We start from the raw sequence: 12,568 nt of genomic DNA on the forward strand, positions 1-12,568 counted from the left end.
GACCCGGGCGGGGCGGGCCCGACCCGTGAGGTCGGACCCGCCCGCGAGAAGGCGGGGAGCCGTCAGGCGCAGGCGACCGCGTCGTGGTCGACCTCGACCGTCGACGTGACGTCCTCGCCGTCGACCGTCGCGGTGCCCGTGACGGTCACCGACCCGCTCTCGACGGAGGCGGAGCGCACCGGGAACGACTGGTACGCGTTCGCGCCCGGGGCGACGCCGGCGACCTCGCGGGTGCCGTACGGCGTCGCGAGCGTCACGTCGACGGGCTGGTCCTCGCCGTTCGTCGCCCGGACGGCGACGTACGCCTGGCCGGCGAGGCAGCGCGCCTGCACCTCGACGTCGAGGTCGAGCTGCCCGGCCGGTGCGCCGTAGACCTCGAGCTCGTAGAGGGAGAAGCCCCACTGCGTCGCGCGCTCGGTGAGGTAGAGCCGCACGTGCCGGCCCGTCCCGGTGATCTCCAGGTCGTCGAACCCGCCGTCACCGTCGGTGACGGTGCGGACCGTGGTCCAGGTCTCGCCGTCGGGGGACGTCTGGACCTCGTAGCCCGACCCGTACGCCGTCTCCCAGTCGACGACGACGCGGCTCAGGTCATAGCTCGCGCCGAGGTCCACCGCGATCCACTCGGGCTCGCTCCACGCGCTGCTCCAGCGGGTCCCGGCGTTGCCGTCGACCGCCTTCTCGGGCTCGTGGCCGGCCTCGTCGATGCTGGAGGCCGTCACGGGCCGGCCCAGGGCGAGCGAGTCCTCGTCCTCCTCCCCGCCCCCGTCGTCGGACCGGAAGCAGCGCAGGTACTGGTAGGACTCCGCGGAGGTCTCGAACGACGGTGCCCAGTCCCACTCGTAGGTGAAGTACTCGACGTAGGGCTCGGCCGCGGCGATGATCGCCGGGAGGTCGAGCTCGCCGCGGCCGAGCGCGACCTGCCGCATGTCGCCCGGCGCGTCGACGTTCACGGCGTCCTTGATGTGGAGCAGCTCGATGCGGTCCCCGTGCTCCTCGATCCACGCCGGGACGTCGAGGCCGGCGTCGGCGGCCCAGCCGACGTCGAGCTCGAACGTGACGTAGCGCGGGTCGGTGTTCTCCTCGATGACCTCCCAGGCACTGACCGTCTCGCCCGTCCCCGGGTGGGTGTACCGCGTGGTGAACTCGCTCTGGTGGTTGTGCAGCACGATCTTGTTCGCGCCGTTCTCGTGCGCGTACTTCCCGAGCTCGTTCACGTACGCCGCGGTGGCGACCGCCTCGTCGTAGGTGCCGTAGCCGCCCGCCATGCTGCCGGTCCCGATGTAGTCCTGGCCCAGCGCGACGGCGTACGCGACCGTCGCGGGCCACGTGGCCCGGGCCGTGCTGCCGTGGCTCGACGACACCTGGAGGCCGTGCCGGTCGAGGATCGCCCGGTAGTCGTCGACCGGCATCGCGTAGGGCTGGTTGTACGGCTCGACGTTCGTGAACCCGGCCGCGGCCACCTCGCCGAGCACGCGGTCGAGGGTCTCCGGTGACGGGGTCCCCGAGCCGCCGAGCTCGCCCACGTGCGTGTAGAGCTGGATCGAGATCTTGGAGTCGGGGAGGCCGTCGTCCGCGTCGCACGTGACGGCGGCGGTGGTCGACGGACCCGCGGACGGCGCGGGCCCGACGGGCGCTGCGACGGCCGGCGCGGTGGCGAGCGCGGTCGCGACGAGCGCGCCGGTGGCCAGCGCCGCGCCGAGGTGCCGGGCGCGCGGGGAGGGGGACGGGATCTGCATGAGGCTCCAATTGACAGCGTTGTCGATTTGGGTGACGAACAGACGACTTTTGGTGTCGTGTGTGCAAAAGCAGTCTTGAGGTCCCCCATGACCCTGTCAAGGGCACGGACCCGGCGGGTCGGCGGGAGGGCGCGCCTCGCCGTCGCGAGCCCGGAACGCCGCAGGGCGGGCCCTCCCGACCGGGAGGGCCCGCCCTGCGGCGGTGGTGCGGGGTGTCAGCTGATGCGCTGACCCGAGGCGGCACCGAAGACGTGCGACTGACCCGGGCGGATCGTCACGTAGATGCGCTCGCCCTTGGCCGGGACGTTGCGCGGGTCGACGCGGACGATGACCTGGTTGTCGCCGGCGCCCGAGTGGACGTCGGCCTGCGAGGCCAGGTCGCCCTTGAGCGTGCCGTAGACGAACGCGTCGGAGCCGAGCTCCTCGACGATGTTGACCTCGACCGGGAACGCAGCCTCGTTGGCCTGCGACACGACGTCGAGGGCCTCGGGACGGAAGCCGATCGTCACCTTGCCGTTGTCGGCCTCGGTGATCTTGGCGGCCGTCTCGCGCTCGAGCGCGATGCGCGCGGGGCCGACCTCGGCGACGCCGTTGCTGACCGCGAAGGTGCCGATGTTCATCGCCGGCGAGCCGATGAAGCCCGCGACGAAGACGTTGGCCGGCGTGTCGTACATCTCGCGCGGCGTGCCGACCTGCTGGAGCAGACCGTCCTTGAGGACCGCGATGCGGTCGCCCATGGTGAGGGCCTCGGTCTGGTCGTGCGTGACGTAGACCGTCGTGACGCCGAGGCGGCGCTGGAGCGACGCGATCTGGGTGCGCGTCTGGACGCGGAGCTTGGCGTCGAGGTTCGACAGCGGCTCGTCCATGAGGAACACCTGCGGCTGACGGACGATCGCACGGCCCATCGCGACGCGCTGGCGCTGACCGCCGGAGAGCGCCTTCGGCTTGCGGTCGAGGTACTCGGTGAGGTCGAGGATCTTCGCGGCCTCCTCGACGCGCTGGCGGATCTCCGCCTTCGGCGTGCCGGCGATCTTCAGCGCGAAGCCCATGTTGTCCGCGACGGACATGTGCGGGTACAGCGCGTAGTTCTGGAACACCATCGCGATGTCACGGTCCTTCGGCTGGACGTCCGTGACGTCGCGGTCGCCGATGTAGATGTGTCCGCCGTTGACGTCCTCGAGGCCCGCGAGCATGCGGAGCGAGGTCGACTTGCCGCAGCCCGAGGGGCCGACGAGGACGAGGAACTCGCCGTCCTCGATGTGCAGGTTGAGCTGGTCCACGGCAGGACGCTCGGTCCCGGGGTAGACGCGGGTTGCGTGGTCGTAGGTGACCGTAGCCATGACTGGTACATCCCTCCACCGGCAGGTACGTGCCGGACGATCCGTTGTGCAGTGACGTGCCACGTCGACGTAGCTGTTCGCGATGGCGGACGAGCGTGTCTTCGACGACACAGAAGAAGTCGGACCCCCTCCGGAACGGGCAGGGGACCCGACGTCATCGTGGACCCGATCCTACTCCCGGTCCTGAGTGCTTCGTCACAGCGTCGGTCACGATCCGGTAGCGGTTCGGTGCGGGCGGGAGGGTCCGCCGGGCGCGCGCCCGGCGGACCCTGCCCCGGGTCAGCCCTCCCGGCGCTCCAGGAGGTCCGCGAGGAGGTCGAGCACCGCGGCGAGCCCGTCGGCGTCGGGCACACGCTGCTCGGCGAGCGTGTCGCCGTCGCCCACCTTGACGCCCAGGTCGCCCGGGCCGAGCACGGCGAACGCCGTCTCGTCGGTCGTGTCGTCGCCCGCGTAGAGCACGCGCGTGCGCGCGTCGGGGCACCCGGCGTCCTGCCCGACGACGTCCCGCAGCCGGTCCACCGCCTCGCCCTTCGACGTCTCGACGACCGCGACCTCGACGACGTCCTTGCCGTGCATCGCGTGCAGCCCGAGCCGCTCGGCCACCGCGTCGGCCAGGTCCTCGGCGGCCTGCGTGTCCGCCGCCGAGGCGAGCCGCGTGTGCAGGACGGCGGCGCTCGGCTTCTCCTGCACCCACGCGCCCTCGCGCCCCGCGACGGCGTCGGCCATGCCCGCGCGCAGGGCGGCGAGGTGGTCGGCCTGCTCCGGCGTGAGGTCGAGCGGGACGGCGTCGAGCCCGTCCTCGGTCACGTGCCCGGTCTCGGCACCGTGGCTGCCCACGAGGTACGTGCCGACGGGCGGCTCGCTGCGCTCGGCGAGGTCCGCGAGGTTGCGGCCCGAGACGAGGGCGAGGCGCGTCGTCGTGCCGACGAGCGCGGCGGCCAGCCGGTCGACGGCGGCCCGGGCGGACGGCGCCATGCGCGCGGTGAGCGGGTCGTCGACGAGCGGCGAGAGCGTGCCGTCGAAGTCGAGCGCGACGAGCCGGGCGGCGGGTGCGCCGTCCGCGTCCGCCGCGAAGGCGCGCACGGCGTCGGCGACCGGCTCGGGCACCGGCGCGGGGTGGTGCGTCGCGGTCACGCGCCCTGCTCCGCGGGCTGGTCGGCGCCCTCGCGGGCGTCCTGCGGCGCACCCGGCTCGTCGTCCTCCGGGCGGCGGCGCGGCACGCGAGACGGCATCGCGGTGAGGACGCCGAGGAACGACTCCGACCAGCGCGCGACGTCGTCGGTGAGGACCTTGCGGCGCAGCCGGCGCATGCGCTTGCGCTGCTCGCGGTGGTCCATGTGCGCGGCCGCGACGATGATGTCCTTCATCCCGTCGATGTCGTGCGGGTTGACGAGGAGCGCGCCGGACGAGAGCTCGTCGGCGGCACCGGTGAACTCGGAGAGCACGAGCACCCCGCGGTCGTCGGAGCGGGCCGCGACGTACTCCTTCGCGACGAGGTTCATGCCGTCGCGCAGCGCCGTGACGAGCATGACGTCGGCCGCGAGGTACAGGGCGGCCATCTCCTCGGGCGGGTAGGAGTGGTGCAGGTAGTGGATCGCGGCGTGCCCGATCTCCGCGTACTCGCCGTTGATGCGGCCCACCGCGCCCTCGACGTGCTCGCGCAGCTCCTGGTAGGCGTCGACGTTCTCGCGGCTCGGGCTCGCGACCTGGACGAGCGTGGCGTGCTCGACGTCGAGGCGGCCGTCCTGCAGCAGCTCGCCGTACGCCTTGATGCGGTGCCGGATGCCCTTGGTGTAGTCGAGGCGGTCGACGCCGAGCATCATGATGTCCGGGTCGCCCAGGTCCGCGCGGATCTCGCGCGAGCGCTGCTGGACCTCGGGCGTGCGGGCGAGCTCGTCGAACCGGCGCGAGTCGATCGAGATGGGGAACGCGGCGGCGCGGACGTGGCGGTCGCGCCCGTCCTCGCCCGGGACCGTGATGATCGGCCCGCGCGTGGTGTGGGCGCGCAGCCGCCGCACCGCACGGATGAAGTTCGCGGCGTCGCCCGCGCGCTGGAAGCCCACGAGGTCCGCGCCCAGCAGGCCGTCGATCACCTGACGACGCCACGGCAGCTGCTGGAACAGCTCGAGCGGGGGGAACGGGATGTGGTTGAAGAACCCGATCCGCACGTCCGGGCGCTGGGCGCGGATCATCTGCGGCACGAGCTGGAGCTGGTAGTCGTGCACCCAGACGACGGCGCCCGGTGCCGCCTGCGCGACGGCGGCGTCGGCGAAGCGCTGGTTGACGCGGCGGTACGCGTCCCACCACGTGCGGTGGTACGTGGGCGGCGAGATGACGTCGTGGTAGAGCGGCCAGAGCGTGTCGTTCGAGAAGCCCTCGTAGTACCGCTCGATCTCGTCGGCCGAGAGCGTCACGGGCACGAGGCGCATCTCGTCGGCGTCGAACGGCTCGCTCGCCAGGTCGGGCGCGCCGGACCAGCCGACCCAGGCGCCGTCGGACGCCTGCATGACGGGCTCGAGCGCCGTGACCAGGCCTCCGGGCGACCGCTTCCACTCGATCTCACCGCCGGGGCCGACCGTGAAGTCCACGGGCAGCCGGTTGGCCACCACGACGAGATCGAATCCCTCTTTGCCTGTCAATGGACCTCTCCTTGAGCTTCGATGAATCGCGCCTGGGCGGCCCAGGGTAGTCCGCTCGTCGGGCGCATGGACGGGTCGTCCGGTGCCGGTCGCACGTCGGAGGCCGCCCCGGGCCGGGTCGCCCACCGGGCCCGTCGGGGCCGCACCCTCCAGCACCGGCCCGTCCACTGCGGCTACCTTGTCACCATGGAGGAGCCCACGCAGCGCGTCGAGGCGCGGAACGTCGCCGGGGGGCCGTCGCGCGGACCCGCCCCCGGCAGCGAGGTCGGGGGCTACCACATCGGCGCGCGGCTCGGGTCCGGCGCCATGGGCACCGTCCACAGCGCGCACGACGGCGGCGGCAACCTCGTCGCGATCAAGCTCCTGCACGCGCACGTCGACCTCGACGCCGCCGCGCAGGGCCGCGAACGGCTGCGCCGCGAGGCCCGCGCCCTCCAGCGCCTGCGGCACCCCGCCGTCGCGCAGATCCTCGACGTCGAGCTCGACGGCCCGGACGCGTTCATCGTCACCGAGCTCGTCGACGGCCCCACGCTCGAGGACGAGATCGCCGAGGGCGGGCCGCTCGACGCCTGGGACCTCTACGAGCTCGCCGACCAGCTCGCCGCGGCGCTCGAGGCCGTGCACGCGGCCGGCGTCGTGCACCGCGACCTCAAGCCGAGCAACGTCATGGTGTCCTCCCGGGGACCCGTGCTCATCGACTTCGGCATCGCCCAGGGGCTCGAGGACGCGCGCGTCACGTCCACGGGCCTCGTCATGGGCACCCCGGGGTACCTGGCGCCCGAGCTGCTCGAGGGCGCGGCCCCCAGCGTGGACACCGACTGGTGGGGGTGGGCTGCTCTGCTCGCCTACGCGGCGACCGGACGGGCGCCGTTCGGCGTGCGCCCGACGGACGTCGTGCTCGCCCGCGCGCGCAGCGGACGCCCTGACCTCGCCGGCCTGGGGCCCGTCACCGCGCGCGCGATCGGTCGTGCGCTGCACGCCGACCCGGCGCAGCGCCTCGGGCCGACCGAGGTCGTGGCCGCCCTGCGGCACGCGGCCGACACCGGCGACGCCGCGCCCGCGACCCAGGTGGTCGCGCCGCCCACCGGACCGACCCAGGTGGTGCCGCCCGTCGCCGTCGTGCCCGGCGGCACGGGGGCCCAGGCGTGGACCGGCGCGTCCGCGTGGACCGGCCAGGCCCAGGTCGTGCCGCCGCCCCTGCCCACGTCGCAGGCGCAGGTCAACGACGGCCGCACGATGGCCGTCCCCGTCGGGCACGACCTCATGGACGACCTCGGCGCCCCTCCCCTCGGCGAGGACGGCGAACCGCTCTACGTGCGCCCCGTGCCCGCGGCACGGCGCACCGCGCTGCTCCTGCTCGCCGTGCCGCTCGTGCTGCTCGGCGGGACGTACCCCGGCGTGGCGTTCGTCGTGCTGTCGGTGCTGGTCGTGCTCGCGCGCGTCGTCGGCGTGACGACCGAGTCGCTGCACGCGCGGCGCGAGCGGCGCGGCGTCTCGTCGCGGGACACGGTGCGCGCGGTCGCGGCGTCGCCGTGGTACGTCGTGCGCGCGCTCGTCGGCGCGCTCCCGTCCCTCCTGGTCGCGGCGTGCGCCGCGGTGCTCGTGGTCGTGGCCGGGTGGTGGTTGCTCGAGTCCGACCGCTGGGTCGTCGTCGAGGGTCCCGACGGCGGCAACGCGCCCGTCGTGACGACCGTGCTGCTGTGCCTCGCGGCGGTCGCGGCGGTGACCCTGGCCTGGGTCGGGCCCCTGACGCACCTCACGCGGTACGGGACGCGGACCGCGCTGGCGCGGCTCGCCCCCGGCCGCACGGGGACGCTCGTGCTCGCCGGCCTGGGTCTCGTGCTCACCGTCGTGTCCCTCGTGCTCCTCGGGGGCGACCCGGGCGTCACCTGGTGGCCGTTCCCCGGCCCGCCGTCGCTGCGCTGAGCCGGCACCGGCCCTTCCCAGCCCGCTGCCAGGCCGCGCGCGTAGGATGGGCGCCGTGCTCCGGACGACGGTGCCGCGCGCCCTGTCGCGCGGCGTGACGCGCACGTCCGTCGTGCCCGCAGCCGGCCGTCTGCTCGGCCCCGCGCTCCTGCTCCTCACCCTCCTCGCCGCCGTGGTGACGCACCTCGCCGACCGCGGGTACGCCGTCGTGCACCAGTGCGTGACGGTGCCGGGGGTGTGGGGAGCCGCCGGGATGCACCTCGCGCTCGTCCACGAGGTGCCGGACTGCCCGTCGGGCACCGCGCTCGGGGGCGACCCGGCCGCCATGGTCACCGTCGTGGGCGCGCTCGCGCTGCCCGTCGTCGTGGCCCACACGGCGGCGGCCGCCGTCGCGTGGGGGCTCTCCGCGTGGGCGCGACGCGCGCACGAGCGCTCCCGCGCCGTCGTGACCGGGGCCGGGCGTGCGCTGCGCGCCGTGCTCCGGGGGGCGCTGCGCCCCGTGGGGTCGCTCGTCGGGGTCGCGCGCCGCGTCGTGCGCCCGGTGCCCGACGCCGTCCCCACCGCGCTGCACCACCTCGCCGACGCGGTGGTGCGCACCCGGCGCGGGCCTCCGCAGGTCGCGCTCGTCTGACGACGTCGTCGGACGCACGGCCCGCGCGACCCCGTCGGCGCGCACCCTGACACATCCCCAGCTCTCGGCCACTCCCTCGGAGGACGACCATGCCCAGCAACGAAACCCAGACCAAGGCCCAGCGCCGCGAGGCCGCGCGCGCGGAGGCGCTCGCGCTGCGCGAGGCGCAGGCCAAGCGCGACAAGCGCAACCGCCTCATCACGATCGGAGCGCTCGTCGCGGGCGTCCTCGTCCTCGTCGGCGTGTTCCTCGCCGTGTGGATCCCGGCCATGAACGACCGGAACAAGACGATCGACGCCGTCGCGGCGGGCAACCTCGCCGACGTCACGAGCCCCGCGACGAGCGACGCCGAGGACGGCGGCATCCCGATCGGCGCGGACGGCGCGGCCGGGACCGAGAACGAGGGCGCCGTCGAGGTCGGGGTCTACCTCGACTACATGTGCCCCATCTGCGGCCAGTTCGAGGAGACGAACGGCGCGACGCTCGACCAGCTCCGCGAGTCCGGTGACGTGACCGTCGTGCTGCACCCGATCTCGATCCTCGACCGCGTCGCGCAGTCGCAGCAGTTCTCGACGCGTTCCGCCGCCGCGGCGGCCTGGGTCGCCGACCGCGCGCCCGAGTCGATGAACGACTTCAACACCGCGATGTTCCAGAACCAGCCCCAGGAGGGCAGCGAGACCCTGACCGACGCCCAGATCGCCGACATCGCGGAGCAGGCGGGCGTGCCCGCCGACGTCGCCGCCGGCATCGAGGACGGGACGGCCGTCGAGACGTTCGGCGACTGGGTCGCGACGGCGTCGAGCCTGGTGAACCAGGACACGTCGCTGCACGGCGAGCGCGGGTTCGGCACGCCGACGATCACGATCAACGGCGAGCGGTGGGACGGCAACTGGAGCGACCCGAACGCGCTCCCGCAGGCCGTCACCGCCGCCCAGGGCTGACCGGCACGTCGTCGGTGTCCTGACCCGCGCCGCCCGCGCCGTGACCGGCGCGGGCCGCCGACCGGGGCGCGCCGGGCGAGCAGGTAGTCTGTTCGCTCGCCCGGCAGCCCCGGGAACGCCGCCTTAGCTCAGCCGGTAGAGCACTCGCCTTGTAAGCGAACGGTCGTCGGTTCGAATCCGACAGGCGGCTCCACCACGACGCCCCCGGCTCCACGGAGCCGGGGGCGTCGTCGTGCCGGTGCGCACCGCGGGGTCAGCAGTCGGTCGGCGGTCGCTGCCCGGATCGGTGGTCCCGCGGGCCGATCTCGGCAGGTGCTGCCGAGGTCGCCCGCGCTCAGCGGTCGGCGAGCGGGACGGGCAGGAGCTCGGGCGCCTTGGGGAGCCGCCCGTCGCCCGACGACGTCCCGCGCAGCCGCCGCTGCGCCCACGGCACGACGTGCGTGCGCACCCACTGCGCGTTCTGCCGCGCGCGGTCGAGAGCCGGCGCGGGCGGGAGGGGAGCCAGCGGGTCGTCCCACGCGGCGTCGTCGGGCGCCTGGCCGAGCGCGACGAGCGCCGCCTGGGCGACCCGCGCGTGCCCCGCGGGCGTCAGGTGGATGCGGTCCTCCGACCACACGCGCCAGTCCTGGAGCGCGCGCATGCCCCACAGGTCCAGCACGTACGCGCCCTGTCGGCGCGCGATCGACCAGATGTGGGCGTTGTACACGCCGACGCGCGGGCGCGTGAGGCCGACGAGCGGCGACTGCGAGGCGTCGAAGCCGGTGGCCATGAGCACGTCGATCCCCGCGCCGCGCAGGCGCGAGACCGCGTGCTCGAGGTTGCGCGCGAGGCGGTCGACGTCGGCGTTCGGCCGCAGGATGTCGTTGCCGCCGCCGATGACGCTCACGAGGTCCGGCCGGAGCTCGAGCGCCGCCGGCACCTGCTCCGTCAGGATCGAGCGCAGCTTGCGCCCGCGGATGGCGAGGTTCGCGTACCGCAGCGGGTCCTCGCCGGCGGCGACGCGCCGGGTCGCGAGGTGCTGGGCGAGGAGGTCGGCCCAGCCTCGCTGGCGGTCCTCCTCGCCGGGATACGGGTCCCACAGCCCCTCGGTGAACGAGTCGCCGATCGCGACGTAGCTCGTCCAGCGCGGAGCGGGGTCGTCGGGTCGGCGTGCGTCGGCGGTGTCACCGGCCAGGGGAGTGGTCGTCGGGTTCTGCGTCGTCACCCGCCCCATTCTGCTCCTGCGGGGCGGCGTGCCGTCGACCCGGCGATCCTGGCGGGTCGAGCAGGTGGTCCTGGCGCGTCACGCGGCGCGGACGGGCCAGGACCACCTGCTCGGCCGCGGGCCGGGGGCCGGGGGCCGGGGGCCGGGGGCGGGCGGGGGGTCAGGCCGGGGGGAGGGTCCAGTCGACGGGGGCGGCGCCCTGGGCGAGGAGGAGCTCGTTGACCCGCGAGAACGGGCGCGACCCGAAGAACCCGCGGCGCGCGGAGAGCGGGCTCGGGTGGGCGCTCGCGACGACGGGGGTGTCGCCGAGCATCGGGCGCAGGGTCGCGGCGTCGCGACCCCAGAGGATCGCGACGAGCGGGGCGTCGCGCGCGACGAGCGCCCGGATCGCCGCCTCGGTGACGGCCTCCCAGCCCTGGCCGCGGTGGGACCCGGGCTCGCCCGGCCGGACCGTGAGCACCCGGTTGAGGAGCATGACGCCCTGGTCGCTCCACGCGGACAGGTCGCCGTTCGCGGGCGTCGGGGCGCCGACGTCGTCCGCGAGCTCGGCGAAGATGTTCTGGAGCGAGCGGGGCACGGGGCGCACGTGCGGCTGCACGGAGAACGACAGCCCCATCGGGTGCCCGGGCGTGGGGTACGGGTCCTGCCCGACGACGAGCACCCGCACCTCGGCCAGGGGGCGCGAGAACGCGTTGAGGATGGCCGACGGCGCGGGGAGGTACTCCCGTCCGGCCGCCACCTCGGCGCGCAGGAAGTCGCCGAGCTCGTGCAGCTGCGGCTCGACGGGTGCGAGGGCCTCGGCCCAGTCGGGCGCCATGATGCTCGCGAGGGCCGGGCGGGGGTCGGCCGTCGAGGCGGTCGCGACCGGGTCGACGGCGACGGGCTGGGCGGGTGCGCTCTCCACGGCCCCGAGCCTAACCGGCGTCCTCGGCACGTCCGCAGCGTGCGGCGAGGACGAATGACACGGGTGTGGTTCGTGCGTAGGCTGAGAGGCGGCCGCGCGCGGGAGTGCGCAGGTCCGGTGACGAGAGAGTGCAGGGAGGGAACGATGAGCGAGGCGGCGTACGTGCTCGACGGACCCGACGCGGTCGGCGACCCGACCACCTCGGAGGCGCCGGCGTCGGGCCTGAGCGAGCGGGACCAGGAGATCCTGGCGTTCGAGCGGCAGTGGTGGAAGTACTCGGGCGCCAAGGAGCAGGCGGTGCGCGAGCTGTTCGACATGTCCGCGACGCGCTACTACCAGGTGCTCAACGCGCTCATCGACTCCCCGGCCGCGCTCGCGCACGACCCCATGCTCGTCAAGCGGCTGCGGCGGATGCGCTCCACCCGGCAGCGGGCGCGCACGGCGCGTCGGCTCGAGGGCCTCTGACGCGGGACGACCGGGTGCGCGTGAAGTCCGGGCGAACAGGGCGTTTAGCCGAGAGCCCCGACCGGGCTACCCTGTCGCCGTGACGAAGAGCCGCTACCCCTACGCGCCCGACGAGTTCGACGCGCCCGCGCCGCAGGGTGCGCCCGTGGGGGTGCACCGCACGCCGCGCAGCGGGTGGAGCAAGACGTGGCCGTTCCTGCTGGTCGCCGTCGTCTTCGCCGGCCTCGCGTACGGGGGCGTCGCGCTGCTGTCCGACAACGGTGCCACGGAGGACCCGCCGCAGGCGCAGTCCACGGAGCCGCCGCCCGCGGAGGCGGAGGAGCCGCCCGCGGCGGAGGAGCCGCCCGCGACCGAGGAGCCCCCGGCTGCGGAGGAGCCGCCCGCGACCGAGGAGACGCCCGAGACCCCGGACCTCGCGACGCTCATGGCGGCGGCCGACCCGTCGGCGAGCGTGCGCGTCCTGAACGCCAGCGGCATCGGCGGTGAAGCGGGCAAGGGGCGCGACGCGCTGACGGACCAGGGCTTCACGAACGTCGAGGCGGCCGACTACGAGGGTGATCCCGACGCCGTCTCGGTGACCTCGGTCTGGTACGCGGGTGACCGCGCTGACAGCGCAGCCGCAGTCGCCGCGATCCTCGGCATCCCCGCGGAGCAGGTGAGTCAGCAGACGCTGCGCTCCGGCGACGTCGTCGTCATCGTCAAGTCGGAGCTCGCCCCGGTCGGCTGACGTTTCGTCCGCCCGGTCCGGCGGAGCTTCCGCGACCCGAGGGCAGCACCCGCGT

General features: G+C 74.6%; 11 protein-coding genes and 1 tRNA gene. 6 read left to right on the forward strand and 6 right to left on the reverse strand.

Annotation, left to right across the window (positions count from 1 at the left end; translation table 11 throughout):
- Positions 1–62: 62 nt before the first annotated feature.
- From E1O70_RS15305 to E1O70_RS15320, 4 genes are all read right to left on the reverse strand, one after another.
- Complete coding sequence (locus E1O70_RS15305) at positions 63–1,736, reverse strand: discoidin domain-containing protein (protein WP_061269067.1); 1,674 nt, start codon at positions 1,734–1,736, stop codon at positions 63–65.
- Positions 1,737–1,951: 215 nt separating this feature from the next.
- On the reverse strand, positions 1,952–3,076 hold the full coding sequence (locus E1O70_RS15310; protein ID WP_043660349.1) for an ABC transporter ATP-binding protein: 1,125 nt from the start codon (positions 3,074–3,076) through the stop codon (positions 1,952–1,954).
- A gap of 279 nt (positions 3,077–3,355) precedes the next feature.
- Complete coding sequence (gene otsB, locus E1O70_RS15315; protein WP_167496900.1) at positions 3,356–4,210, reverse strand: trehalose-phosphatase; 855 nt, start codon at positions 4,208–4,210, stop codon at positions 3,356–3,358.
- A complete protein-coding gene (locus E1O70_RS15320; RefSeq protein WP_306303339.1) occupies positions 4,207–5,685 on the reverse strand; it encodes an alpha,alpha-trehalose-phosphate synthase (UDP-forming) in 1,479 nt (492 codons plus the stop codon). The genes otsB and E1O70_RS15320 overlap by 4 nt, the downstream gene beginning before the upstream one ends.
- A 216-nt stretch (positions 5,686–5,901) precedes the next feature.
- Here E1O70_RS15320 and E1O70_RS15325 point away from each other — a divergent pair, with 216 nt between their 5' ends.
- The 4 genes from E1O70_RS15325 (at position 5,902) to E1O70_RS15340 (ending at position 9,406) form a co-directional block, all read left to right on the forward strand.
- Positions 5,902–7,641 carry a serine/threonine-protein kinase gene (locus E1O70_RS15325; RefSeq protein WP_061269076.1) on the forward strand — a complete coding sequence of 580 codons (1,740 nt, stop codon included), beginning with the start codon at positions 5,902–5,904 and terminating at the stop codon, positions 7,639–7,641.
- A gap of 55 nt (positions 7,642–7,696) precedes the next feature.
- Entirely contained in the window at positions 7,697–8,272 is a 576-nt protein-coding gene (locus E1O70_RS15330; RefSeq protein WP_061269068.1) for a hypothetical protein, read from the forward strand.
- Between the two features lie 89 nt (positions 8,273–8,361).
- Entirely contained in the window at positions 8,362–9,213 is an 852-nt protein-coding gene (locus tag E1O70_RS15335; RefSeq protein ID WP_034653998.1) for a DsbA family protein, read from the forward strand.
- A 117-nt stretch (positions 9,214–9,330) separates the two neighbouring features.
- Positions 9,331–9,406, forward strand: a tRNA-Thr gene (locus tag E1O70_RS15340).
- 141 nt (positions 9,407–9,547) lie between these two features.
- Here the strand turns inward: E1O70_RS15340 and E1O70_RS15345 are convergent.
- Positions 9,548–10,426, reverse strand: coding sequence for an SGNH/GDSL hydrolase family protein (locus E1O70_RS15345; RefSeq protein ID WP_082774776.1), 879 nt, complete (start codon positions 10,424–10,426; stop codon positions 9,548–9,550).
- Positions 10,427–10,577: 151 nt separating this feature from the next.
- Complete coding sequence (locus E1O70_RS15350) at positions 10,578–11,237, reverse strand: uracil-DNA glycosylase (RefSeq protein WP_255218749.1); 660 nt, start codon at positions 11,235–11,237, stop codon at positions 10,578–10,580.
- A gap of 228 nt (positions 11,238–11,465) precedes the next feature.
- Between E1O70_RS15350 and E1O70_RS15355 the strand changes: the two genes are divergently transcribed.
- Both E1O70_RS15355 and E1O70_RS15360 read left to right on the forward strand, forming a co-directional pair.
- The gene (locus tag E1O70_RS15355) at positions 11,466–11,786 is read left to right on the forward strand and encodes a DUF3263 domain-containing protein (RefSeq protein ID WP_021482752.1); all 321 of its coding nucleotides are present in this window, start codon (positions 11,466–11,468) and stop codon (positions 11,784–11,786) included.
- A 79-nt stretch (positions 11,787–11,865) separates the two neighbouring features.
- Positions 11,866–12,513 carry a LytR C-terminal domain-containing protein gene (locus tag E1O70_RS15360; RefSeq protein WP_061268034.1) on the forward strand — a complete coding sequence of 216 codons (648 nt, stop codon included), beginning with the start codon at positions 11,866–11,868 and terminating at the stop codon, positions 12,511–12,513.
- The last annotated feature ends 55 nt before the right edge of the window (positions 12,514–12,568 follow it).

The organism is Cellulosimicrobium funkei (assembly GCF_004519295.1).
Classification (GTDB): Bacteria; Actinomycetota; Actinomycetes; order Actinomycetales; family Cellulomonadaceae; genus Cellulosimicrobium; species Cellulosimicrobium funkei.

Bases quoted from the DNA above. Each gene is read 5' to 3' on its own strand.
- E1O70_RS15335 (WP_034653998.1), top strand. From the start codon at position 8,362: ATGCCCAGCAACGAAACCCAGACCAAGGCCCAGCGCCGCGAGGCCGCG.
- E1O70_RS15345 (WP_082774776.1), bottom strand. From the start codon at position 10,426: ATGGGGCGGGTGACGACGCAGAACCCGACGACCACTCCCCTGGCCGGT.
- E1O70_RS15305 (WP_061269067.1), bottom strand. From the start codon at position 1,736: ATGCAGATCCCGTCCCCCTCCCCGCGCGCCCGGCACCTCGGCGCGGCG.
- E1O70_RS15310 (WP_043660349.1), bottom strand. From the start codon at position 3,076: ATGGCTACGGTCACCTACGACCACGCAACCCGCGTCTACCCCGGGACC.
- E1O70_RS15325 (WP_061269076.1), top strand. From the start codon at position 5,902: ATGGAGGAGCCCACGCAGCGCGTCGAGGCGCGGAACGTCGCCGGGGGG.
- E1O70_RS15355 (WP_021482752.1), top strand. From the start codon at position 11,466: ATGAGCGAGGCGGCGTACGTGCTCGACGGACCCGACGCGGTCGGCGAC.